At 35.7% G+C, this 26,065-nt stretch carries 23 protein-coding genes; all 23 read left to right on the plus strand.

Translation table 11 applies throughout. The features are described 5' to 3' along the window. Positions 1 to 31: 31 nt before the first annotated feature. The 23 genes from glmM (at position 32) to rimI (ending at position 26,064) form a co-directional block, all read left to right on the plus strand. Entirely contained in the window at positions 32 to 1,390 is a 1,359-nt protein-coding gene (gene glmM / locus CYJ72_RS07385) for a phosphoglucosamine mutase (protein ID WP_284628961.1), read from the plus strand. A 72-nt stretch (positions 1,391 to 1,462) separates the two neighbouring features. Continuing rightward, the gene (locus CYJ72_RS07390) at positions 1,463 to 2,347 is read left to right on the plus strand and encodes a methyltransferase domain-containing protein (protein ID WP_276647397.1); all 885 of its coding nucleotides are present in this window, start codon (positions 1,463 to 1,465) and stop codon (positions 2,345 to 2,347) included. A gap of 59 nt (positions 2,348 to 2,406) precedes the next feature. Continuing rightward, positions 2,407 to 2,997 (plus strand): signal peptidase I, encoded by a 591-nt coding sequence (gene lepB / locus CYJ72_RS07395; protein WP_284628965.1) that lies wholly within the window; start codon positions 2,407 to 2,409, stop codon positions 2,995 to 2,997. Between the two features lie 119 nt (positions 2,998 to 3,116). Beyond that, positions 3,117 to 3,707 carry a signal peptidase I gene (gene lepB, locus CYJ72_RS07400; RefSeq protein ID WP_101814094.1) on the plus strand — a complete coding sequence of 197 codons (591 nt, stop codon included), beginning with the start codon at positions 3,117 to 3,119 and terminating at the stop codon, positions 3,705 to 3,707. Positions 3,708 to 4,272: 565 nt separating this feature from the next. Beyond that, complete coding sequence (gene proS / locus CYJ72_RS07405; RefSeq protein WP_066123429.1) at positions 4,273 to 5,712, plus strand: proline--tRNA ligase; 1,440 nt, start codon at positions 4,273 to 4,275, stop codon at positions 5,710 to 5,712. A 261-nt stretch (positions 5,713 to 5,973) separates the two neighbouring features. Beyond that, on the plus strand, positions 5,974 to 7,368 hold the full coding sequence (locus tag CYJ72_RS07410) for a hemolysin family protein (protein WP_066123430.1): 1,395 nt from the start codon (positions 5,974 to 5,976) through the stop codon (positions 7,366 to 7,368). Between the two features lie 166 nt (positions 7,369 to 7,534). Then, on the plus strand, positions 7,535 to 8,929 hold the full coding sequence (locus tag CYJ72_RS07415; RefSeq protein WP_066123433.1) for a sugar transferase: 1,395 nt from the start codon (positions 7,535 to 7,537) through the stop codon (positions 8,927 to 8,929). A 295-nt stretch (positions 8,930 to 9,224) separates the two neighbouring features. Next, positions 9,225 to 10,358 (plus strand): hypothetical protein, encoded by a 1,134-nt coding sequence (locus CYJ72_RS07420; RefSeq protein WP_101813955.1) that lies wholly within the window; start codon positions 9,225 to 9,227, stop codon positions 10,356 to 10,358. Positions 10,359 to 10,742: 384 nt separating this feature from the next. Further along, a complete protein-coding gene (locus tag CYJ72_RS07425) occupies positions 10,743 to 11,441 on the plus strand; it encodes a metal ABC transporter ATP-binding protein (protein ID WP_066123438.1) in 699 nt (232 codons plus the stop codon). Then, a complete protein-coding gene (locus CYJ72_RS07430; RefSeq protein WP_078755504.1) occupies positions 11,399 to 12,223 on the plus strand; it encodes a metal ABC transporter permease in 825 nt (274 codons plus the stop codon). The genes CYJ72_RS07425 and CYJ72_RS07430 overlap by 43 nt, the downstream gene beginning before the upstream one ends. 164 nt (positions 12,224 to 12,387) lie before the next feature. Further along, complete coding sequence (locus CYJ72_RS07435; protein WP_066123442.1) at positions 12,388 to 13,221, plus strand: hypothetical protein; 834 nt, start codon at positions 12,388 to 12,390, stop codon at positions 13,219 to 13,221. Between the two features lie 16 nt (positions 13,222 to 13,237). Next, positions 13,238 to 14,494, plus strand: a complete 1,257-nt coding sequence (gene murA / locus CYJ72_RS07440; RefSeq protein ID WP_066123445.1) for a UDP-N-acetylglucosamine 1-carboxyvinyltransferase — start codon at positions 13,238 to 13,240, stop codon at positions 14,492 to 14,494. Between the two features lie 16 nt (positions 14,495 to 14,510). Beyond that, on the plus strand, positions 14,511 to 15,809 hold the full coding sequence (gene rho / locus CYJ72_RS07445; protein WP_284628990.1) for a transcription termination factor Rho: 1,299 nt from the start codon (positions 14,511 to 14,513) through the stop codon (positions 15,807 to 15,809). Positions 15,810 to 15,811: 2 nt separating this feature from the next. Further along, a complete protein-coding gene (locus CYJ72_RS07450) occupies positions 15,812 to 16,270 on the plus strand; it encodes an aminoacyl-tRNA deacylase (protein ID WP_101813952.1) in 459 nt (152 codons plus the stop codon). Between the two features lie 236 nt (positions 16,271 to 16,506). Next, complete coding sequence (locus tag CYJ72_RS07455; protein ID WP_284628993.1) at positions 16,507 to 17,181, plus strand: O-methyltransferase; 675 nt, start codon at positions 16,507 to 16,509, stop codon at positions 17,179 to 17,181. After that, positions 17,181 to 18,002, plus strand: a complete 822-nt coding sequence (locus tag CYJ72_RS07460; RefSeq protein WP_101813951.1) for a Cof-type HAD-IIB family hydrolase — start codon at positions 17,181 to 17,183, stop codon at positions 18,000 to 18,002. Before CYJ72_RS07455 ends, CYJ72_RS07460 begins: the two co-directional genes overlap by 1 nt. Before the next feature lie 92 nt (positions 18,003 to 18,094). Beyond that, positions 18,095 to 19,477: a L,D-transpeptidase family protein gene (locus CYJ72_RS07465; RefSeq protein ID WP_101813950.1), complete on the plus strand. Its 1,383-nt coding sequence runs from the start codon at positions 18,095 to 18,097 to the stop codon at positions 19,475 to 19,477. Between the two features lie 259 nt (positions 19,478 to 19,736). Continuing rightward, complete coding sequence (yycF, locus tag CYJ72_RS07470; protein ID WP_180764762.1) at positions 19,737 to 20,450, plus strand: response regulator YycF; 714 nt, start codon at positions 19,737 to 19,739, stop codon at positions 20,448 to 20,450. 4 nt (positions 20,451 to 20,454) lie between these two features. Next, positions 20,455 to 22,311: a cell wall metabolism sensor histidine kinase WalK gene (gene walK, locus CYJ72_RS07475; RefSeq protein ID WP_101813124.1), complete on the plus strand. Its 1,857-nt coding sequence runs from the start codon at positions 20,455 to 20,457 to the stop codon at positions 22,309 to 22,311. Further along, positions 22,308 to 23,720, plus strand: coding sequence for a two-component system activity regulator YycH (yycH, locus tag CYJ72_RS07480; protein WP_101813123.1), 1,413 nt, complete (start codon positions 22,308 to 22,310; stop codon positions 23,718 to 23,720). The genes walK and yycH overlap by 4 nt, the downstream gene beginning before the upstream one ends. A gap of 10 nt (positions 23,721 to 23,730) precedes the next feature. Then, positions 23,731 to 24,570 carry a two-component system regulatory protein YycI gene (gene yycI / locus CYJ72_RS07485; protein WP_284629003.1) on the plus strand — a complete coding sequence of 280 codons (840 nt, stop codon included), beginning with the start codon at positions 23,731 to 23,733 and terminating at the stop codon, positions 24,568 to 24,570. A 197-nt stretch (positions 24,571 to 24,767) separates the two neighbouring features. Further along, positions 24,768 to 25,517: a tRNA (adenosine(37)-N6)-threonylcarbamoyltransferase complex dimerization subunit type 1 TsaB gene (tsaB, locus tag CYJ72_RS07490; RefSeq protein WP_066123477.1), complete on the plus strand. Its 750-nt coding sequence runs from the start codon at positions 24,768 to 24,770 to the stop codon at positions 25,515 to 25,517. Beyond that, complete coding sequence (gene rimI, locus CYJ72_RS07495; protein ID WP_066123480.1) at positions 25,486 to 26,064, plus strand: ribosomal protein S18-alanine N-acetyltransferase; 579 nt, start codon at positions 25,486 to 25,488, stop codon at positions 26,062 to 26,064. The genes tsaB and rimI overlap by 32 nt, the downstream gene beginning before the upstream one ends. Position 26,065 lies beyond the last annotated feature (1 nt).

A 26,065-nucleotide genomic window follows, 5' to 3' on the forward strand; every position in this document is an offset into this window, starting at 1 on the left:
ATAGAATAATAGCGATAAAAGGAGCAATATAATGGGAAAATATTTTGGTACTGATGGGGTACGCGGTGTCGCAAATGAGGAATTAACACCGGAATTAGCATTTAAATTAGGACGTTTTGGTGGATATGTATTACGTCAACACGCAGATAATATTGAGCATCCACGTGTATTAGTAGCGCGCGATACAAGAATTTCAGGACAATTACTAGAAAATGCTTTAATTGCAGGATTATTATCAATTGGAATTGAGGTAATGCAATTAGGAGTCGTACCAACGCCAGCGGTTGCATACTTAACTCGTACACAAGGTGCGGTGGCAGGTGTTATGATTAGTGCTTCTCATAACCCCGCACAAGATAATGGCATTAAATTCTTTGGTGCGGATGGTTTTAAATTATCAGATGATCAAGAGTTAGAAATTGAAGCCTTATTAGATGCGGATGAAGATACCTTGCCACGTCCAAGTCGCGATGGCTTAGGAACTTTAGAAGAATTTAATGAAGCATCAAGCAAATATATTCAATTTTTACAAACAACAATTCCTAATGACTTATCGGGGATTACAGTATGTATTGATGCTGCTCATGGTGCGACTTCACCATTAATCAGTCAATTATTTGCTGATTTAGAAACAGAATTTTATACCATGGGTGATCGTCCAAATGGTGTTAACATTAATGATGGTGTAGGTTCTACTCATCCAGAAGCTTTACAAAACTTTGTTAAAGAGAAAAAAGCGATGGTTGGTTTAGCATTTGATGGGGACGGTGACCGTTTAATTGCTGTTGATGAAAATGGTGAGATTGTGGATGGCGATAAAATTATGTACATCTGTGGTAAACACTTAAAAGCTAAAGGACGTTTAGCTCATGATACCATTGTTTCAACTGTTATGAGTAATATTGGGTTCCATAAAGCAGTTGAAGAAGCCGGCATGGTTGCTTTAAAAACAGCTGTGGGTGACCGTTATGTAGTGGAAGAAATGCGTAATGGTGGCTATACATTAGGTGGGGAACAATCTGGACATATTGTATTTTTAGATTTAAATACTACCGGTGATGGCTTACTTTCTGCCATTCAATTACTATATGTAATGAAAGAAACAGGTAAATCATTATCTGAACTGGCTGCTGAAGTAACGATTTTTCCTCAATTATTAGTGAATGTTCGTGTGCGTGACAAGCATACCGTAATGGATGAACCAGCTGTCAAAGCAGTGATTGAAGAAGTGGAAGCGGAAATGAACGGTGATGGTCGTATTTTAGTTCGTCCTAGTGGAACAGAACCATTGTTACGGGTAATGGCAGAAGCTTCTACCGATGAAAAAAGTGCTAATTATGTTCATCGTATTGCGGATGTTATTCGTGAAGTTCGTGGTTTAGAAGACTAAATTAGATAGTTGAAAAAACGGCTAGGACTGGGAGTCCCGGCCCTTTTTCATACATAAAGATAGGAAAAACAAATGAAATTATCAAAAAAACAATTAACAACACAATGGTTACACAGTTGGCCAATTGAAGATTGGGGTGCTTGCATTCACTGCGGTTTACCTCTTCATCAAGAGGATAGTAGTTTTGTTTGCCCTCATCACCATCGCTTTGACGGCGCTAAGCAAGGTTATTATTACTTATCAAAAACGAAATTATCACCAACAAAGTATGATAAGGAATTATTTAACGCTAGAAGACACATCATTCAAAATACTGCCTTATATGATGCGCTGCATCGTCAATTTGACACGATTATTTCAACTCAATTGACTAAAGCACCAACATTAGTAATAGATGCTGGAAGTGGTGAAGGGAGTCATTTGATGCGTATGCGACAATATCTGCCTAAGAGTACCGCATTCATCGGGGTAGATTTAGCGAAAGATGGTATTCAATTGGCAACAGAGTATAACGGAGCGATTTTTTCAATAATTGCTGATTTAGCTAATTTACCGATTCAAGATGAAACAGCAGAGATTATTTTTTCAATACTTTCGCCAGCTAATTATCAAGAATTCAAACGAATTTTGAAGCCACATGGCCTAGTTATTAAAGTCATTCCCAATACGAATTATTTAGTGGAAGTGCGCGAAGCACTAGCACAATATCATTTAGTAGAGCCGACGGTTTATGATAATTCCAAAGTCTTAGAAGTATTTACACACCATTTTCCTGATTGTCACCGCTATCTCATTCATGATAAAGTTCATCTTTCTTATCAAGATAAGCAAGCTTTATTAAAAATGACACCATTAGCGTGGCAACTGAGTGAAGAACAAAAGGAACAGCTTGTGCAATCGTTGTCTAATCAAATAACGCTCGATTGTACAGTATTAGTCGGTCATAAGTTGGATTGATTTTAACTCATAATCAAGTTAAAATAATATAGAAACTAATTTAGATTTGAGGAATTAAGATGGATATAAAAGTAATCTTACGTGAAATTGTGAGTACCTTATTTACCTTTGCCATTGTTTTTGCGATTGTATGGGGAGTCCAACAAGTGGCTTTACAACCGTTCATGGTCGATGGACATTCGATGGATTATACTTTAGCTGATAGAGAACGATTATTTATGTGGAAGTTAGGAGAAGTTGATCGCTTTGATGTGGTCATAATCAACGCACCGAACAATCCAGAAAAAATGTATGTTAAGCGTGTTATCGGCTTGCCAGGTGATACTGTTGAAGTGAATAATGATCAATTGATTCTTAATGGGAAAGCTTTAGATGAACCTTATTTAAAGGCGAAACAAGATGAATTTAACGGCAACTTTACCAGTGATTTTACTTTAGAACAAATCACTGGTTCAACAACAGTACCAGAAGGAAAAATATTTGTAATGGGAGACAATCGTCAAAATTCATTAGACGGACGTGATTTTGGCTTTGTCGACATTGAGAGTGTTGTTGGTGAAGCCAATGTTATTTATTGGCCACTAAATAAAATGGGCTTACTGGATACCTATAAACTTAACGATACTGGCGATGCGATTATCAATCGTTAGTGAACGCAATGAGTTCGAAAGAATACATCAAATAAAAGCGAGTAAACAATAGTTGGATTGATTTTAACTCATAATCAAGTTAAAAAATATAGAAACTAATTTAGATTTGAGGTATTAAGATGGATATAAAAGTAATATTACGTGAAATTGTGAGTACTTTATATACCTTTGCCATTGTTTTTGCGATTGTGTGGGGAGTCCAACAAGTGGCTTTACAACCGTTCATGGTCGATGGACCTTCGATGGATTATACTTTAGCTGATAGAGAACGATTATTTATGTGGAAGTTAGGAGAAGTTGATCGATTTGATGTGGTCATAATCAACGCGCCAAACAATCCAGAAAAAATGTATGTTAAGCGTGTTATCGGCTTGCCAGGTGATACTGTTGAAGTGAATAATGATCAATTGATTCTTAATGGGAAAGCTTTAGATGAACCTTATTTAAAGGCGAAACAAGATGAATTTAACGGCAACTTTACCAGTGACTTTACTTTGGAACAAATCACAGGTTCAACAACAGTACCAGAAGGAAAAATATTTGTAATGGGAGACAATCGTCAAAAATCAATAGACGGACGTGATTTTGGCTTTGTCGACATTGAGAGTGTTGTTGGTGAAGCCAATGTTATTTATTGGCCACTAAATAAGATGGGCTTACTGGATACTTATAAACTTAACGATACTGGCGATGCGATTATCAATCGTTAGTGAACGCAATGAGTCCGAAAGAATAAATCAAATAAAAGCGAGTAAACAATAAAAGTTGTTTTTAAAAAGCGGCATGAGGATGCATAGCACGCATTACTTGAATTGTTTAGGAGACTGGGAAAAATATAATAATTTTGTTTCAATCAAACTCTTTTATTTATAGCGCAGTGGTTGAGTGGTCTCAAACTGCGTCATATGAACTTGTTTGAGACCTACTCATTTTTTTCGAGGGTGGACAGACGAAGCGAAAACCAATTGCTTTTCTACTGCCGGTCCACTTCCTTCTGCTCGAAGTAATATTATGTTCTTGTTTTTTAGTAAGTTTGTAGCTATAATAAAGGTGATATAGACTAGTATTTTAGTTTCGGCATTTTAAGAGAGGTTGTCCCGGCTGCAAGCAACTAATGTCCCCTAAAAGAACCTACTATAATGTGTATTTGGGTCGCCCCCTTATCGGCAAAGAGTTGGCTTTATAGCAAATAAGGTGGTACCGCGGAGTAGCTGTTCTTCGTCCTTAACACAGGATGAAACAGCTATTTTTATATTTTAAAAAAGGAGCAAAAAAATGGTAACACGTAAAGAAGATTTTTCAAAATGGTATTTACAAACAATTCAACAAGCAGATTTAATGGATTATTCACCGGTTAGAGGATGTATGATTTTTAAACCGGATGGTTTCGAAATTTGGGAACATATTCAAGCCGCTTTTAATGCTCGCTTTAAAGAAGAGGGTGTTCGCAATGCTTATTTCCCAATGCTAATTCCTGAAACTTTCTTTAGTAAGGAAAAAGATCATATCGAAGGATTTAGTCCGGAATTACCTTGGGTAACGGAAGCTGCAGGGGAACCTTTAGAAGAACGTTTAGCTTTAAGACCAACATCCGAAACGATTATTGGCGATGCCTATAGTAATTGGATTCAATCTTATCGTGATTTGCCAATGCAAATTAACCAATGGGCCAATGTGTTTCGTTGGGAAAAGAAAACTTTACCGTTTTTACGTACGTCTGAGTTTTTATGGCAAGAAGGACATACTGCACATGCGACAGCTGAAGAAGCAAAAAATCGTACAATGAGAATGTTAACTATTTATCGTGAAGTTGTCGAAGAGTTATTAGCGGTTCCAGTAGTGGCAGGTGAAAAGACGCCTTCAGAACGTTTTGCCGGTGCTGAAAATACTTATTCAATCGAAGCAATGATGCAAGATGGAAAAGCTGTTCAAGCAGGTACCTCTCATTATATGGGAACAAAATTCGCAGAAGCGTTTGATATTCGTTATTTAAATACCGATAATGAACACGTTTATGCTTATACTACTTCTTGGGGTGTTTCAACCCGTTTAATTGGTGCTATGATTATGACGCATAGTGATGATCAAGGATTAGTGTTACCACCAAAAGTGGCGCCAATTCAAGTTGTATTAGTACCAGTTGGACCATGGCAAAAAAATCCCGCAATTTTAGAAAAAATTGAGGAATTGAATACTCAGTTAAAAGCTAAAGGGATTCGTACTAAAATAGACGATACTGATAATTCACCAGGTTATAAATTTAATGAATGGGAATTAAGAGGAGTGCCTTTACGTATTGAGTGTGGGCCAAGAGACTTACAAAATGAGCAAGTAATCATTAAATTACGTGATGAGAGTGATAAAAAAGTTGTCCCCTTCGCTGACTTTATTGAGACGATTGAAAGTGAATTAACAACCATGCAAACACGTTTGTTAACAACAGCGCGGGCGATGAATCAAGCAAATTATCATACAAATATTAATACGCTTGATGAATTAGTCGAACATATTGAAACAAAACGCGCAGCTGGAGAATTGCCAGGCTGGGTATTAGCTGGCTGGGATGGTACTGAAGAAAGTGAAGCTAAAATTAAAGAGTTAACCGGATTTACCACCCGTAATATTCCATTTGCAGGTCAAGTTGAGGAAAAAACGACCTGTATCGTAACAGGCCAACCTGCAAAACATACGGTATGGTTAGCAAGAGCATATTAAAATTAAAAGAATTGTGTTTAGAAACTGACTCATTATCTGCCAACAAAAATATGACATCCACGTAATGGCAGAATCGTATTAATAACATCTTTTAAAGACAAATTTGGTATCTATCAAACACTGTTAGAGTGGGTAATTGAAACGAATATCATAACATTTTATTTTTAATATCCACTCTCTTTAAAAAAATTGATTTTTCAATAAAAAAAGATTATTATTGTTTTATATTATATATTTTAATACACAAAGGAGAGAACAAATATGGACCCCTCGGGGAATTCATTATTTAGTCAGATATTAACTATTCTGATACTGACTGCAATAAACGCATTTTTTGCCGCTAGTGAAATGGCTTTTGTTTCATTGAATCGTAAAAAAATCGATAATTTAGTTGAAGAAGGTAACAAACGTGCAGTTAAAGTGCAAGCATTATTAGATAAATCAGAAGATTTTTTAGCGACGATACAAGTAGCAATTACCTTAGCAGGATTCTTATCATCTGCTTCGGCTGCGACAAGTTTTGCTAAATATATTGCTCAGTGGATACCGCAATTTCCGGGTGTTAATACACTGGCAATTGTTTTAGTGACGATACTTTTATCTTATATTACATTAGTCTTTGGAGAACTATTTCCAAAACAAGTGGCGCTGCAAATGCCCGAGAAAATTGCGATGTGGACCGCAGGGACCATTCAATTCGTTCAAACAGTATTTAAACCATTTGTAAGCTTATTGTCTGCTTCAACAGGATTACTTAGAAGCGTGACACCGATTGATTTTTCAAAAGAAGAAGAAAAATATACGCGAGATGAGATGCGAGCAATCTTGGCCGAAAGTCGTTTAGAAGGAACGATAGATGCTACTGAATTGACGATGTTAGAAGGTGTCTTATCTTTAGATAGTAAGTTAGCCCGTGAAGTAATGGTGCCTAGAACCGATACACAAATGGTAGATATTGAAGATTCTAAAGAAGATATTTTAAACACTTTATTATCTAGTCCGTTCTCCCGTATTCCATTATACGAAACTGAAAAGGATAATGTTATCGGAGTTATTCATATGAAAAATGTGATGAAGGCAGCCCGTGAAGTCGGTTTTGATAATATTGAATTTAGAGAGATCGCCAGCGAACCACTATTCGTTCCGTCAACGATTTATATTGATGATTTACTTGTTGAATTTAAACGTGAACAAACCCATATGGCTATTTTACGAGACGAATATGGAGGAGTCGAAGGAATTGTGACCTTAGAGGATTTACTAGAAGAAATCGTTGGAGAAATTGAAGACGAGACCGATATGGGGAATGCTGGAGATATCCGCAAAATAGATGACCAAAATTATTATATTAATGGTGGCTTATCGATTGATAAATTTAATAATTACTTTAATCAAAGTTTAAGTGATGAAGAAGTGGACACAATTGCCGGTTCGATTATTTATGAAATTGGTTATGTGCCAGAAGATGATGAAAAAGTTTCAGTACGTGCTAATGAGTACGTATTAACGACAAGTCATGTTGAAAATGGTCGTATTCGTGGTGTACTAGTGCAATTAGATCCAGATCTTACCGTAGAAACGCTTTATAATTTATATGATGAAGAAACGGAAGCGTATGTTCCAATGAAAGAGGTATTAGAAGAGTTGACGGATTAATCACTTGTATAGTTGAGTTATTCTATAAACTTTCATTATTTGTCTAGATGAATGATGGAAGATATAGCAATAACTCAGCTTTTTTGATTAAAATAACAACTACTAGATAATTTTATCTAATATCGTTATAATAAGACAGATAGAAAAAGAAAGAAAGGATGATTTTATGAAAAGCCGCTATGAATGGAATACGCTAATCAAATTTGGTGCGGTAACGGTGGGTTCTTTAGTAAGCCTAATCGCTATCTACATTTCCTTTTATATTAAATTCATGGGGAAAATTCCTGCGCGTAACTTTTTAGCATTTGAAAGCAGTTATCCTTGGATTGTTATCGGTTTTATCATCATTAATATATTATTTGGTACCTATATATTTTATAATAAATCCAAAATTGACATATTATTTTTTACAATTTTAAGTCAAATTATGTTAACTGTTTATTTAATGGCCTTGACTTATGCAGGAAGTTGGTTAACTTTTCCTCGTTCCGTTGTTTTATGGAACTTATTAATCGGTTCGATTGTGATGTTTCTTTATAACTACGGTGTCTATTTGTTATATCATAAGTTAAGAGGACAAAAAAGAATTCTAATAGTAGGGAAGAATGAACGGGTTTTAGAAGCGGTTCATAATTTTGATTTAATGGATAGTCCTCGTCATAAAGTAACCCATGTAGCTTTATCTAATTATTATCAAAATGTAAAAAGATTAGCTGATGAAGTCGATATTGTATATGTAACGGGACATATTGATGAAAAAGAACGCTTAAAAATTTTTGAGTACTTAATGAAAGAAAATAAACAATTATTTATTAGTACTGAATTTGAGAACTTAATGATGGTTAATCCTAATATTATGAATTTTGAAGATGAAAGTATCATCGAAGTTTCACCGTTTACCATACCGGCTGAAGAAGCATTTGTAAAGCGGATGATTGATATTGCTGTTTCCTTAGTGTTAATTGCTGTGACAGCGCCGATTATGTTGATTACGATGATTGCAATCAAACTAGATTCACCGGGACCAATATTTTACAAGCAAGAACGTATCACAATGGATCACCGAACGTTTAATATTTTAAAATTCCGTTCGATGAATGCAGCGGCTGAAAAAGATTCAGGCCCTGTTTTAGCAACATCGAATGATAGTCGTGTGACAAAAGTGGGACAATTTATTCGCAGTACGCGAATTGATGAATTACCACAATTATTAAATGTTTTAAAAGGCGATATGTCTTTAGTTGGCCCTCGTCCTGAACGACCATTCTTTGTAGACCAATTTAAAGAGGCTAACCCTTACTATGCTCTACGTCATCATGTACGAGCAGGAATTACAGGGTATGCACAAGTCTACGGTAAGTACAGTACAGACTTCAATAATAAACTGAACTTTGATTTACTTTATATCAAAAATTATTCATTAGCATTCGATTTTAAATTGTTATTTCAAACAATCAAAATTTTATTTGATAAAGTAAGTGCTAAAGGTGTCGATGAAGAAGAAGCGATGATACCACCAAGTTGGCAAGATTACCAGGAAAAAATCCAAATTATTGAATAAAGATTTAAGAAATAGGGAGTGGGCAAGAAGTAGAAAATTAAATAATTTTCGCTTCGTCTGCCCACCCCCGCACAGTTGAGTAGGTCTCAAACAAGTCGTTTAGACGCCATTTGAGACCACTCAACCACTGCGCTTTGAATTAAATAGATATGGCTGAACAGAATTTAAAAAGCTTTTGCCCAGCCTCTTTTTTGCTGTTTTTAGTGAATAATCATAGTATCTCAAGTGTTATTAGTAGAAGATAGCAAAAAACTTATGCTATACTTAGGTTAGAATTTCTAAGGAGGAATTTAAGATGAAGAAAACAATGAAGAAATTTTTTGCATTAGCCGCTTCGACGTTATTATTCACTGGGCCAGTTGCTACAACAACTATGGCGCAAACAACAATTGATGAAAATGTTTTAACTGAAATTCAAGAAGCTAATAAACACTTTGAATCTGTAAAATGGGATGGCTTTATTAAAGTATCGGCAGTTTCTGATAATCAAACAGCTGATATGGGGCAATTAAATTTTAACGGTACCTTTAATGGTATTCCTTTACAAGGTAGTTTTGAAGGAAATGTTTCAAGTCTGTTTTTAGGTGGACAAGAAATTGGTCTAAAAGCATTTTATCAAAATAGTACTGCTTATATCGGAACAATGGAAGGTGAAGCAGGATCTGGAATTAATTGGACTGCTTATGATTTCACAACATTAGAAGCCGATATGATTAAGAGTTTCCAAGATGCTTATAGCCAATCAAGTAATGTAGACCCACAAAAAACAACAGAGTTTACTAGCAAATATATGGACGTAACCGAAACAGACACCGATTATGTTTATACATTAAAACAAGACATTAATGCAGAAGAAATGTGGAATGATATGGATGCATTAGTTGACTTAGAGAAAGTTAAAGAAGATACGATTGCTAATATGGAGGAACAATCTGGTGAAGCACTTGACGAAGAATCACGTGCTCAATTAGATAAATCGTTCAATAGTGAATCATTAGCAAAATTCTTACAAATGAAACCTGTTATTGAAGTTTCATACAATAAAGAAACGAAATTCATTTCAAAACTTCTAATGGATCTAACAGTTAATATGCAAGACTTCATGGGCGAAGAAGAGCTTGCTGAAAATGCAGAAAGTGGAATGCCACAAAGCTTCTCAGTTCATGTAGAGTTGAACTTTAGTGAGCATAATGTTCCGCAAGAAGTAACAGTACCAGAGGAAGCATTAGCAGTAGAAGTACAACAACCTTCTTCACCAGAAGAAGCTGCCGATGAATTAGAAGATTTAGGTGAAGATTTAGAATCAGCCGAAGAATCAGCAATGGATGAAAATGCTGAATCAGGAACTGACGAATCTGCAACAGACGAATCTGCAGCAGAAGAAACTGCGACAGATGAAACTGTAGAAGAAACGACTGCAGCAGAATAATCTTTTAATCTATTATAATGTTTGCAAAATCGAATCGGGTAGCAACTTAATTTGAATTATGATTATTAAGTAGCTCGCCAAATAAAAAAGATTAGACCATGTGTAATTTCGGTTACGCATGGTTTTATTTTCTACTTCTTGTCCACTCCCGGAGTGATATCATAAATTGTATTTGAGTTTAATGAATATAAGAGCCTTCAATATCTAAAGTAGTATCAGTTTGAACGTTATTTCTGCATCATTGATGGATCGATACTACTACTAGATGGTGAATTAAATCAAAGATTATTCTTGACATTCATAAGAAGAACTCTTATCATATATCTGTTAAAAGTAATAGTTACAAATTTTCGCAAAAAGATTAATATAAGATAGGAGCAAGCAATGAGACTATTAACGGTAAAAGAATTATCTTTTTACTATGATCAAGAAAAAGTCCTCCATAATGTGAATTTTCATGTTGATGCAGGAGAATTCGTAATATTAACCGGTGAAAATGGGGCAGCCAAATCCACTTTAATTAAAAATATTTTAGGTTTATTGAAACCCGCCACTGGAACCATTGAATTGTCTGATGTCAATGCCGAAGGTGAAAAATTATCGATTGGCTATGTTCCCCAAAATGTGGCCGCTTTTAATGCTGGCTTTCCTTCGACCGTTCAAAAGTTAGTTGAATCAGGACGTTATAGTAAAAATCGCTGGTTTAAAAAATTAGATGCCAATGATTTAGAACATGTAGAAAAAGCTTTGAATGCAGTTGGGATGGCTCATTTAGCTAATAAAAAAGTTGGCGAATTATCAGGAGGACAAAAACAAAGAATTAATTTGGCGCGTGTTTTTGCAACAGACCCTGATTTTTTTGTATTAGATGAACCGACGACCGGAATGGACGTCGAATCGAGACGCTCTTTTTATCAATTATTACAACATAGTTGTAAAGCGCATGGCAAAGCGATATTGATGGTGACGCATGCTGATAAAGAAATTGAAGGTTATTTTGATCGCGAAATACGATTAATTAGAGGGGAGGGGACATCACCATGGAGATGTTTCAGTATGACTTCATCCAAAGAGCATTTCTAGCAGGTGCCGCTATTTCATTGATTACGCCCATACTAGGATTATTATTAATTCTACGACGTCAGTCTTTATTAGCTGATACCTTGGCCCATATCTCTTTAGCAGGAGTAGCGTTAGGTCTATTGCTTAAAGTAGCACCGACTTATACTACTTTAATTGTGGTGGTGATAGCGTCCGTTCTGATTGAATATTTAAGAATGGCATATCGTGATTTTTCAGAAGTTTCGGTGGCTTTAATGACAGCGACTGGGATGGCAGTAGCTTTAGTACTAGTCAATTTAAATCCTGATGCCGCTTCTTTTAGTATTGAGCAATACTTATTTGGATCGATTATTTTAATTACCGATCAAGAAGTAAAATTATTAATTGGTTTAGCCATTGGGTTAGTGATACTATATACTATTTTTAGACGCCCACTCTATGTTTTAACATTTGATGAGGCGACTGCACAAACATCCGGTTTGCCTGTTAAATTAATTTCAATTCTATTTTCTGTGATTACAGGGGTAGCAATTAGTATCATGATGCCGATTGTAGGCAGTCTATTAGTATCTGCTTTAATCGTGATTCCTTCTGCGACAGCGATTAAAGTATCCAATTCATTTTTAAAAACGATTATCATTGCGATTGTTATTAATGTTATTGGTGTTTTCTCAGGTATTACCTTATCTTATCAGTGGGATACACCTCCGGGTGCCTCTATTACCTTGATGTTTGTGGCAGCTTTTGTCATTGTGTCGTTATTTAATCGTATTTGGATTTATTTTAAAAAAGGGCGTTCTTAAACAATTAATGTGTAAATGATTAAAAAGGGGTTAGACTTTTTTGCTAACCCCTTTTTGCCTGTCTTTAGCCTATACAAGCAAGATTATTTTTGATAAAATCAAAAAGTATGAATGTTTTTAGACTTATGATAAACTAAAATAAATACGAATTAGGAGGCATCCAAATGGATGAAATAACACAAAAACAAAGACATCATCACGATGTATTGTTGGCCCTCTTAAAATATGATCATTTTCAAGCGTTAGAACTTGAAATAAAGCAGTTGGCTTTTGATGGTAAAGACGAGATTTTATTATTAGTCCAGTTAGCCAATGCTATTTTACAAGTGGACAATGAAAATGTAAAAAAACTTGCACAAAACACTCCGTTTCAAGGTGTTTTAGATGCATCCCAATTAGAACGTAAAACCTATTATTACTTACAAACACTGACCTTGCAATTGAAGCGACAGGAGTACGGTGATTACTTAAGAGGACTGACTCCATTATTGGTCGATGTTTTTCGGATTGCAATTGAACGTGATTTTTTACCAAATCTTGCGGAATATATTCAACCAATAAAAAAAGAGACAACTAGTGGTGCACATCTGTATCGAGGGCTTCAATGGTCACAAAATAAAATTGAAAGTCATCCTAATATTATTGCTGATACTTGGAAAAAGTATTACGGGAACTATTTCAATTATGACCACTATGTGAGTTCTAGTCATTTAATGAAATTAATCGAAGCTAATTCATCAAATGAGCACTTAATTGAACTGGCCTCTACGATGCGTAAGATTGAAAAGTATTTAAGAAATCTAGTTGCCCATGAAGTATTAACCGTTAATCAACAATTCTTTGTGGATCGTATACAACGGACACCATTGCAAGTTCATCAAGTGTTATTAGATTTATATGATGAAGTAGGACTAACTCATCCGTTACAAAGAACCATTATTGAACAAATAAAACAACAAATTACTTTACTATTACAACAAACAAAGGAAAAGAACTAAAAGAGGAGCACAATCAATGAAAAAGCTAGTCATTCATGGAGGAAAACCTTTAAAAGGTGAAATTACAATCAATGGAGCAAAAAATAGTGTAGTAGCTTTAATTCCAGCTGCTATTATGGCTAATTCTGAAGTGACATTAGAAGGCGTTCCAGATATTCAAGATGTACACTCATTAATAGAAATTTTAAATGATTTTAACGTTAAAACGCATTTTGAAAATAATGTTTTAAAAATAGACCCGACTGATATTGTTTCAATTCCAATGCCTACTGGAAAAATTCAAAGTTTACGCGCATCCTACTATTTTATGGGCGCTACTTTATCACGTTTTGGTGAAGGGGTGATTGGATTACCAGGGGGATGTTTTTTAGGACCACGTCCGATCGATCAACATATTAAAGCATTTCGTTCTTTAGGAGCAGATGTTAATGATGAATATGGTGTCGTAACCTTATCCACACCAGAAGGCTTAAATGGTGCTCGAATTTATATGGATGTTGTATCAGTGGGTGCAACTATCAATGCTATTTTGGCTTCGGTTAGAGCACAAGGGCGCACCATTATTGAAAATGCAGCCAGAGAACCAGAAATTATTGATGTGGTTACTTTATTAAATAAAATGGGTGCTAAAATTCGTGGAGCAGGTACGAGTGAAATCCGAATTGATGGAGTAGAAGAGTTAAATGGTGTGACTCATACCATTATTCCTGACCGAATTGAAGCAGGTACCTATATGGCGGCAGCAGTCGCAATGGGCGAAGGAATTAAAATAAACAATGTTATTTATGAACATTTAGAAAGTTTTATTGCGAAGTTAATTGAGATGGGCGTAAAATTAGATATTTTTGAAGATAGCATTTACGTTCATCCTTCAAAAGATTTAAAAATGGTGAGTTTAAAAACATTACCTTATCCTGGTTTTGCTACGGACTTACAACAACCAATTACACCGTTAATGGCGATTACCAATGGTCATGGTACGATTATGGATACTATTTACCCAGCACGAGTCAAACACATTCCTGAATTAAACCGTATGGGAGCAAATGTTCGCGTTGACGGGGATATGATTCGCCTTGAAGGACCAAGTAAATTAACTGGCGCTCAAGTGAAAGCTAGTGACTTAAGAGCGGGAGCAAGTTTAGTTATTGCGGGCTTAATAGCAGAAGGTGAAACCATTATCACAGGAGTGGATAATATCTTAAGAGGTTATACCAATATTGTTGGTAAGCTACAAGCATTAGGCGCAGATATTCAAATGATTGAAGATTAAGAAAGTAGGAAAAATAGTGTCAGATGCATTTTCACTAAAAACATTAATAGCTGCGGAAGTAAAGCAGTTATATGTTTATGCGAAAGAATTAGAGATACCGAACTACAGTCAACTTAGTAAGAAAGAACTTGCACTCGCAGTTATGCGTACACAAGAAGAAAAACAAGGTTTTTATCAAGTTGAAGGGGTCTTGGATATTGTAGGCGGCGATGGCTTTGGCTTTATTAGACCTATCAATTTTTCTCCCAGTCAAGAAGATATTTATATCTCTAGTTCTCAAATAAGACGTTTTGATTTAAGAAATGGAGATAAAGTAGCAGGACCAGCACGTCCACCAAAATCTAATGAACGTTATCCTGGCTTAATGCAAGTAAGTTCAGTGAATGGTAAAAATCCTGAAGAGGCTAAAAATCGCGATCATTTTCCAAGTTTAACAGCCATCTACCCGGATCATCAAATAAAATTAGAAAGTGGTTCTAAATGGATTGCTAATCGAATGATTGATATTATAGCGCCTATTGGTTTTGGGCAACGTGGTATTATTGTTTCGCCACCCAAAGCAGGTAAAACAACCGTTTTGAAGGAAATTGCGAATGGGATTACAAGCAATTATCCCGATACAGAATTAATTGTTCTTTTAATTGATGAACGACCTGAAGAAGTAACGGATATTGAACGCAGTGTTGAAGGAGAAGTAGTATCTTCAACCTTTGATCAATTACCAGAAAATCATGTTCGGATTAGTGAACTCGTGTTAGAAAGAGCTATGCGTTTAGTCGAAGATGGACGTGATGTCGTGATCTTGATGGATAGTATTACTCGCTTGGCACGAGCTTATAATTTAGTAGTCAAACCAAGTGGTCGTACTTTAAGTGGTGGGGTAGATCCTGCGGCATTTTATCTACCTAAACGCTTCTTTGGAGCTGCGCGTAATGTTGAAAACGGTGGCTCGTTAACGATCTTAGCAACCGCATTAGTTGACACTGGTAGCCGAATGGACGATGTTATTTATGAAGAGTTTAAAGGGACCGGTAATATGGAATTACATCTATCGCGTCAATGGGCAGAAAGAAGAATTTTTCCTGCGGTGGATATCTTGCGTTCTGGTACACGTAAAGAAGAACTTTTAATGTCTGAAGAAAAATTACAACATATTTGGAAATTACGCAATTTAATGGGTGAAGATGTTTTACAATATACACAACAAGTAATTGAATTGCTGGAAAGAACAGATAATAATGAAGTAGCCTTTCAACAATTGACAGCTTTTTTAAACGCGATGTCGTCCAATAAGAAAAGTAGTAAGAAGGGTTAAATTTGTCAAAACAACATAAAACCAATGTGATGAGATTGTTAGAGCAACATCAAATAGCTTATCAACCTCATGAATTTACTAATAAAAAAGCAGCCAGTGAATTACCAATTTATAAAACACTGGTGACGGTTGCGAAATCAAAAGCACACTATGTGTTTGTCGTACCCGTAACGCATGAACTAGATTTAAAAAAGGCAGCTAAAGCAGTCAATGAGAAGTCAATCGAAATGATTAAAGAAAAAGAACTCTTACCTTTAACGGGATATGTTCATGGCGGTTGTTCACCGATTGGCATGAAGAAGTCTTTTTTTACGACTTTTGACCAATCGATAGATAATCATACGTCGATTGTATTTAGTGCAGGTAAAGTAGGGTTTTCCGTTGAAATTGCAGTGTCAGATTTAGAACAATTAAATCAAATGATTGACATGCAAAAGGCTGAAGTAGCCAAAGAAAAGTGATGAGATAGTAACTGGCAGTATGGGTGCATTAGCTCCTAATACTGTATATCAATCATCTATCCTTTATTAATATTAAATGAAACCCATTATGGGGGTGGTCACCTGGAGGCAGAATTCATCGATGTTCTACTTCTAATCCACTCCCAATTTCTTTTGTCTTGAAAACGGAACCTTATTTTACATCTTATTCTAGGGAGTGTACAATATAGATGAATAAATAAAGAAAGAGGCAACGAATGTTAAACGAAATGATGCATCGACCAGTAGTCATGAAAGAACTGGTTGATTATATGCGAAGTGCTCAATTACCATTTGAAGGTAAGTTAGGTGAAATTGAAAAATATGCAAACGAAAGAGGTATCCCGGTGATTCCTCATGAAACAGCGAAATTTATCGACTTTTTTTGTGCAACCATTCAACCAAAAGATATTTTAGAAATCGGAACAGCGATTGGTTTTTCAGGCAGTCTAATGGCTAGACACTTACAAGCAGATGGGCATTTAACAACCATCGATCGCTATGAATTAATGTATGAAAGAGCCAAAGAAAATTTCAAAAAAATTGGATTGAGTGACCGCATTACTTTAATCGAAGGTGATGCGAATGATGTGTTACCAACTTTAGAAGGTTCTTATGATTTAATTTTTATGGACAGTGCTAAAGCGAAATATATTGAATTTTATCCTGAATGCATGCGCCTATTAAAAATGGGCGGCGTCTTAATTATCGATGATGTCTTCCAAGGTGGCACTATTTTAGATGACGAAGCAGACATACCAAAACGTGTTCGTAAAATTCATCGTAAATTAAATGAATTACTGGATACCGTTTTATCCGATCAAACACATCGTTCATGTTTAGTTCCTTTAGGAGATGGCTTATTGATGGTTAGAAAGGAAGCGGAAGTATAATGGATAATATTAAGTTAGTGGCAATTGATTTAGATGGTACTTTTTTAACAGATACGAAAGAAATTCCCGCCGCTAATATCGAAGCGGTTCATCATATTATGGATAAGGGGATTAAAGTGGTCATTTGTACTGGACGTACGTTACCAGGAACCCGACGCTTTATCGATCAAATTGATTTTGGACATGAGAATGAGTATGCAATCATTCAAAATGGTGCGGCGACACATCGTTTACCAGGATATGATGTCGTGGCGGCCACTTATCAATCCGTTGAGAGCCGCCAAAAATTAGTGCGATTTTTCTTTGAAAGTCGCTTTGATACATTGCAATTAGTAGCATTTGATCAAGAAAATCTTTTTTTAATTGGTGATCAAACTCCAAGTGAATTTGTACAAAAAGATGCTGAAACATTGGCAACGCCTATTACATTTATTTCTCAAGCAGATTTTGACCAAGTGGAAGGTATTTTTAAAATGATGGTCTTAGGACCAAAAGCAGACCTTGATGCCTGGAATGAGTTACTTACCCAAGAAATAAAAGCAGCTTTCGATGTCGTTCGTAGTCAACCAATCATTATTGAATTTTTATCAAATGATACGAATAAAGCGACAGCGTTAAAAGCTTTGAGCGAAGACCTTGGTATTACTAGAACTGAAATAATGGCCATAGGTGATGAACAAAACGATGTTGAAATGTTAAAATGGGTTAAACATTCGGTTGCGATGGGCAATGCTTCGCCGGCGATAAAAGAACTTTGCTTATATGAAACGGCGAGTAATAATGAAGGTGGAGTAGCAGCAGCTCTTCGTAAGTTATTCTAATATATATTTGAATACTTACGATAAAATTCAAAATATTTTCACATTTCTATGCTATTATTTAAAATGAAACAAGAAAGAAAAGAGGCAACGATATGAAAAAGCTACTTTTTACGAGTATCGCTTTAGTCTTATTGTTGGGAATTGGTTATGGGGCTGGAATTGGCTATTATGCTGAGAAGTTCCAAGCGAATACCACATTTGGCTCGGTTGATATTAGTAACTTAACATTAGAAGAAGCAAAGCAAAAAATATCTGATGATTTAAGTAAAAAGGAAATTACATTAACTGAAAATGGTCAAGAATTAGGTAAATTTACCTTAGCACAATTAAATGGGCAAATTAATGCCGATGAAGTGTTAACCGCTGCTTATCAAGCTCAAGATCCATCACAATGGTTAGCAGGATATTTCTCATCGGTGGAATACGATAATTTATTAATGAATAATGTAAAAATTGATGACGCTGCTTTAACCGAAGCTTTGGCTGCAATTGGCTTAAACAATAGTGAACGTACGGCTTCTACTGATGCATATATTGAATATACCGATGCAAGAGGCTATTATGTTGAGCCTGAAACGGTAGGTAATCAACTTGATTTAGACTTAGTAAAACAAATGGTCGTTGAAGGATTACAGTCAGGACAAACGACTGTTGAATTGAATACTGCTTATTTACAACCAGATATAACTAGTGAGAGTGAAAAAATCACGAGCTTTATGGATCAAATCAATTCTTATATTGAGACTAAAATCAATTTAGAAATTGCGGGAGATACCGTTACGATCCCGAAAGAAGAAATTATTAAATGGATTTATTTCGATCAAAGTAACCAAATTGTCGTAGACCAAGCATTAGTTCAAGAATATGTGTCAACGCTTAATGATAAATATGCGACTTTTAATAAACCGCGTGAGTTCGCAAGTACATTAAGTGGAACCGTCACCGTGCAACCGGGTACTTTAGGTTGGTCGATTGACAGTGAATCAGAAGCTGCGCAAATTGCTGCTGATTTAGCTGCAGGTCAAGAAGTAACCAGAACACCGGCAATCGTAGGGTCAGGATATTCAACAGATGGTACAAATGACATCGGTAGTACTTATGTTGAGATTGATATCGCCAATCAAATGATGTTTGTTTACGTAGACGGCACTCAAGTTATTTCGACACCAGTTGTGACGGGTAGAACCGGAACAGCAGATACTGTACCTGGTGCTTATGCTGTTTGGAATAAAGAAAAGGATACTGAATTAAAGGGATATAATGTCCATACTCAAAAAGATTATGTCCAACCCGTTTCTTATTGGATGCCATTTGATGACACCGGTCAAGGAATTCACGATGCAAACTGGCAAGCTTCTTTTGGTGGGGATGCTTACTTAACAGCCGGATCTTTAGGATGTATTAACACGCCACCTGATGTGATGGTACAAGTTTTCAATACTGTGGAAGTAGGAACACCGGTCATTATATTCTAATTAAATAAGTAAATAACACGTGACATAGCTATGCGACTATGTTGCGTGTTTCTTTATTTTAGAGTCTATTAGAGCACTCTTAAACTCAAGGGTAAGTAGCTTACAAAGATAAAATTTAAAATACACCCACTTTTCAAAAGGTAAAAATTCATGCATCTAGATAAAAAAAAGAATTGTTGTTATAATGGACAGAGATAAAACCCTTTAATGAAAGAACAATTAAAGGAATTGTAGTAAATTTAAATCCTACGAGGAGGATATGATAATGAAAAAAGTTCTCGTTGTTGACGATGAAAAAACAATATCAGATATCATCGTTTTTAATTTAGAGAAGGAAGGCTTTGAAATTAAAGTTGCCCATGATGGTGAAGAAGCACTACAGAAGTTTCATGATGAATCTCCAGATTTGATTGTCTTAGATTTGATGTTACCCAAAATTGATGGTTTGGAAGTTTGCCGTGAAATCAGAAAAGAGAGTAGTGTACCGATTATTATGCTAACGGCCAAAGACTCCGAAATTGATAAAGTTCTAGGCTTAGAATTAGGCGCGGATGATTATGTAACTAAGCCGTTCTCTAATCGCGAATTAGTAGCACGTGTAAAAGCCAACTTACGACGTCATAGCGCTCGTGAACAAAGTGATAATGCGGCTGGTAATGCTAATGAAATCGTAGTCGGAGATTTAATTGTTCATCAAGATGCGTATATTATTTCTAAACGTGGTGAGGAAATTGAATTGACTCATCGTGAATTTGAATTATTGCATTATTTAGCCAAACATATTGGTCAAGTGATGACGCGTGAACATCTCTTAGAAACCGTTTGGGGATATGACTATTTTGGGGATGTGCGTACGGTGGACGTGACTATTCGTCGTTTAAGAGAAAAAATTGAAGATGCACCTAGCCATCCGGTATATATCGTGACTCGAAGAGGTGTAGGATATTTCTTAAAGAATCCGGATCAGGACTAATTGTATGAAGCAAGGATTTAGTTTTTTTCAATCCATTTACTTTAAAATACCGATGTTGTTTATTTTTATTTTACTGATTTCATTTCAGTTTATTGGGGTCTTTTTTATCGACCAATTACAATCACAATCGGTCACAACTTTTAAAGAAACGTGGAATACACAGTCGAATTTTTTAATTAATAATGTTAGACCTATTTTAGAGTCGTCTGGTGATCCTAACCAGACGACTACTATTGAGTTACAGCTAACTCAGACCTTAGCTACTTTTACGGCCGACGAAGCAACGAAAATTCAAATATTGGATAATGAGGGCTATGTTAGGGCAATTAATCAAAGTGGACTGGCTAATACGGTGGGGCAAAGAGTGGATAATGATAATGCTCTAGCCGTTATAACATCAAGACAAGCTTATGCCCAAGAGTATCATGATTATGTACGTAATAACCGTAGTTATTTATTAATACGTCCTGTCATGTCTCAAGATAATAATCAACTATTAGGGGTCGTAATGGTGGAAGCGAGTATGAATAATATTTACAATCAAACTCGTTCGGTTATGGTTATTTTTGTGCAATCCGCAATTATCGCAATTGGGGTCGCTTTCGTGATTGCATTATTCCTTTCCCAAGCGATTACCAATCCTATTGAGCAAATTAGACAACAAGCGATGCGTATTTCTGATGGGATATATAATTATCCAGCCACCGTCAATGGCAAAGATGAACTGGGTGAATTAGCTAATACCGTTAATGAATTGGCTATTAAAGTTAAAGATGGACAAGAATCCATTGAATCCGAACGCCAGCGTTTAGACGGGATTTTAAGACATATGACAGATGGTGTTATTGGAACTGACCGTCGTGGTAATGTTTTGCTAATTAATGAACGTGCATTAGAGTTATTGAGTATTCATCAACAAGATGCTTTAGGCATTTCAATTATTGAGTTATTAGGTATTCAGCAAACGCATCGCATCAAAGAATTGCTTGCTGGAGAAAAAGAAGTAATGATTGAGCGTGAAGATGACACGATCCTTAAGGGAGAAATCTCAATCATACGTCGTGAGACAGGGTTTGTAACCGGACTCGTTTGTGTTTTGACCGATGTGACAGAGCAGGAGAAAACAGATCGAGAAAGAAGAGAATTTGTTTCGAATGTTTCCCATGAATTACGAACACCATTAACTAGCGTTAAAAGTTATACGGAAGCATTGGCAGACGGCGCTTGGCAAGATGAAAATATTGCTCCGCAATTTATTGAAGTGATTCAATCAGAAACGAATCGGATGATTCGGATGATTGGCAACTTACTGGATTTATCGAAAATTGATGGAGGTCAAATTAAGCCTCAAATGGAATTAATTGACTTTAAACGGATTGTCAACCATATTGTTGATCGTTTTGAATTTACTTTGGATTCACAGGAGAAAAAATATACGATTAAACGTCAATTTACGCCAAGAGAAATATATTTAGAAATTGATCAAGATCGCATGACACAGGTCATTGATAATATTATGAGCAATGCGATTAAATATTCTCCTGATGGTGGGGAAGTAATTGTTAAAATTGTTGATAATCCTCATACGGTTGTGTTAAGTATTACCGATGAAGGATTAGGCATTCCACAAAAAGATTTACCACATCTGTTTGAACGTTTTTATCGAGTGGATAAAGCTCGTTCAAGAGACCAAGGGGGAACCGGTCTAGGTTTAGCCATCTCTAAAGAAGTGATAGAGTTGCATGGAGGTAAAATTTGGGTTGAAAGTAAAGAAAATCATGGTTCAACTTTCTTTGTAGAATTACCATATGAGCCATTTGAACTAGAGTTTTCAGATGAAGAAGGGTGGGATGAAGCGTGAGAAAATTTTCCTTTCAAACGTTCTTTTTAACGCTCTCAATTGTGGTGAGTTTGTTACTAAGTTATATTTTGATTTTTGATAATAATGCTTTATTATCCCGTTTCTCTTCTAATCAGGAAACAGCACAAGTCAATATTCAAATTGATAGTAATAATAAAGTTTCTGACTACTATCAATTGGCTAATGTAAAATTAGCAGAAATCATCTATCCGACCAATGTGATTATTTCTGAAGGCGATAATGCCTATTTATTGAATGATTATTCGGGATTACGTTCACTGGCATCGAGTTTAAGTCAAAAGCGTATCTCCTTAGTTGAGAAAATCGTGGTACCTCCAGAAGAGCAATATATCGAATTAATATCACAGGAAAGAGTCGAGTTTGAATTTTCAACAGCCTTACCATTTGAACTAGTGGATAATTTTATTAAAAATGAAAGTGAAGAAACGGAATTTGAATTTAACCGTATTATTTTTCCTAAAAATGAAAAGTATACCGCCTACTTATTAAATACTTTTGAACAAGTATATATGAAGGCTAAATTGCCAGAAGGGAACACAACGGACGATTATTTTAAAATAGCGCGAGTTTCAAAAGGGAAATGGATTGTTGCTGAACGCTATAATTTAAGTAATGGCAATCATGTTTATTTACCGTTAAAAACCATGACGATGCCAAGTCAACTTTATACTTTAAATTTAGTTCCTGAAACTAATGTGATTGATTCTTTATTTGGAAATGTCCGTTCATGGCGTTCTGTTTCTACCAATGAAGACAGTAGCAGTGGGACCATTATGTATTACAACTCAAATATGGAGCTTCAGATTAATCCTTTTGCTCAAATGCTTGGAATTAATTACAAAAATACCAATCAGTTTGAAGCTAAAACATATAGACAACGAATTGAGCAAAGTTATAGTCAAATGCGTCAGTTTGAATATTGGAAAAACGGGATACGTATTGGAACCCAGTCAAATGGCACAACCATTGTCTATCAACGTTATCTTGATGGTTATCCTACCTTTTCTAGTTCGACGGTTAATCATTATGCTAGTAGTCGTGTTTATTTCCGTGGTGGTAATTTGACTACTTCTATTACGCGCTTAGCATTACCGATGGTTTACTTGGAAGCGCATGTCGCCGATCAAAGTAGATCATATGAATTGATGAGTGTGGATGAATTGACATATGAATTGAATATGGCGGGATATTCTGTTAGTGATTTTACCAATGTAGTGATTGGCTATGAATGGCAAGATAATATGTCTGAATTTCAAAAAGTGAACTTTGTTCCTAAATGGTTTTTTGAAATCAATAATGTTTATTATTCAATTGATCAAATTCGTGAAGGTGAGCTCGAAGCCATGGGGAATATTAGTGATAGTCGTCACTATTTTACAAGAAGGTAGGTGACAAACAATGGATTTTAAACGAATTATGTTAATGTTAACCTTGTTTTTTTTAATCTTTGATATTTATCTAGGGTTTAGAGTCTATCAACAAGTTCAATCTACTACCATTCGTCAAAGTGATTTTCAGCAACAAAGCATTGAACAGAGACTTCAAGCTCGTGATATCACTTTGTTGTCACCACTAAATGAAGAAGAAGTTGAGGGCACCTTAATTAAAACTGAAGAGAATAGCGTATTACGTGATGGATTGAATCAATTAACCCATCAGCAAGTGAATTTTTCAGACGAAAATGTATTAACAGCTACTTTTGATGAACCGTTAAATATGGAAGGGCAAATAACGCCTGAAACAAGCACTTTACCAAGCGAAGTGGCAAAATTTATTCGTGATCAATATTTATTGAATGATGAGTTATTTATTGAAGGTGGGGCTTATACGCAATATTGGTATTTACCAACCAATCGAACCATTGTTTTTTGGATGACAGCTATTAATAATACCCCCATTGTAGATGGGAGTGCTGAGATTAAATTACAATTAGATGAAAACTATAATATTGCGTCCTACACTCAAACGTATCAGCATAATTTTGTGACTTTAGATGAGGATAAACCTTATAAATTAATCACAGCACGTGAGGCAATTGAAGTACTCGATACGCGTATTCAGACGAACTTGCCGTCTAATTCAACCATTATTCATGTGACTTTATGTTATATCAAATATAAAGAATGGGACGAGATAAATATTTACCTTCCAGTTTGGAATGTCGTTTATCAACGTTCTGAAGGTCAAACAGGTTCAATGTTAGTGGATGCCATCAAAGGTCAAGTGATGGAACGATAGTTTACAAAGTTTAGTAGCATTGTCAATGCAAGCAAACGGACTGTTACCCTAAAATACACAGGTATTTTCAGGAAATGCAGTTAAGAGTGCAAAGCATTGGCAATGTTTTTTTATTAAATGAGCGATATGAACGAAAAAATATTAAGTGAAATATAGGCGTGCTTATGATAAGATAGACAAATGAAAGGGGCGATCATATGCGTTTATTAGCCATTGATACATCTTCAAATTTACTTAGTTTAGCCTTGTTTAACAATCAAAACATTATAGCATTTGAAAACAATCAATCACAAATGCAACATGGCGTATTATTATTACCCAAAATTAAAGAGCTTTTAGCAAGCAATCAAGTGACGGCAAAAGAGATTGATGGCATTATTATTGGAATGGGACCGGGGTCTTATACAGGCTTAAGAATAGGTGTTACAGCAGCTAAAATGTGGGCAGTTAGTCAAAATATACCCGTTTATCCTGTTTCGAGTCTAGCTGTAATGGCTTTAAGCGTTGAGCCGTCCGACAAGAAAGTAGCCATTGTGCCAATTGTGGATGCTCGTCGAGAGAGTTGTTATACTGCTATTTACCAAATAGATATGACGGGCAATCATAACACTATTCTTGAAGATAGTCATAGTGATTGGCGATTGTGGTTAAAAAACAATGCGTCTATTTTAAGTCAGTATGATGAGATTGTTTTCGTAGGTCATCAAATCGCAAATTTTGAACCGCTAGTCAAAGAGGTGTTGCCTAATTTAAATTATCGCTGGGTTGACGATGTGTCGGCTTTACCACGTATGGAACGTTCAGTGCGTTTAATAAAAGAGCCTATTGCAGATATTGATTTATTATCTCCAAATTATGCTCAGTTGACTTTAGCTGAGCGAGAATGGTTAGAAAAAAAAGAGCAGGTAGACGGTTATGATACATTGGTTGATACAACAATTAACTAAATTCAAAACACGACTATCAGGCAAAAACTTAGTGACGCCTACCATGCCCAAGATAATGGAACAACTGGATTGGCAAGCAAAAACCCATCCCGAGGGCTTTGTATTACGACTGTGTCACCAATCGGATCTCGATTTTTTTGAACAAATTGAAAAACAAACTTACGACGGTTATTTAGCCTGGCGTAAAGCTGATTTTTTAAATGATTGGCGCAAAAATCCTTATGCCTTGTATTTAGTGATTGAATTGGAAGGAAAGTTAGTGGGCGTAATCACTGGTAGAGTACTGTATCGAGATTCACATATCAGTCAGTTGATGGTGCTGCCAAGATACCAATCAAAAGGGTTAGGTCAGTGGTTAGTGAGTGAATGGCTATCTATCGCTAAACAATTTAAAACAAAGCAAATCACTTTGGAAGTACGAGAAAGTAATCAACGTGCTCAAAAATTATATCAAAAAATGGGTTTTCAAGTCATTGATCAAAGGGAAAACTATTATTACAATAATCACGAAACGGCTTTAATTATGAGTCGTAGAGAGAAGGAATAAG

This window comes from Globicatella sanguinis, assembly GCF_002847845.2.
In the GTDB taxonomy this organism is placed as follows: domain Bacteria; phylum Bacillota; class Bacilli; order Lactobacillales; family Aerococcaceae; genus Globicatella; species Globicatella sanguinis.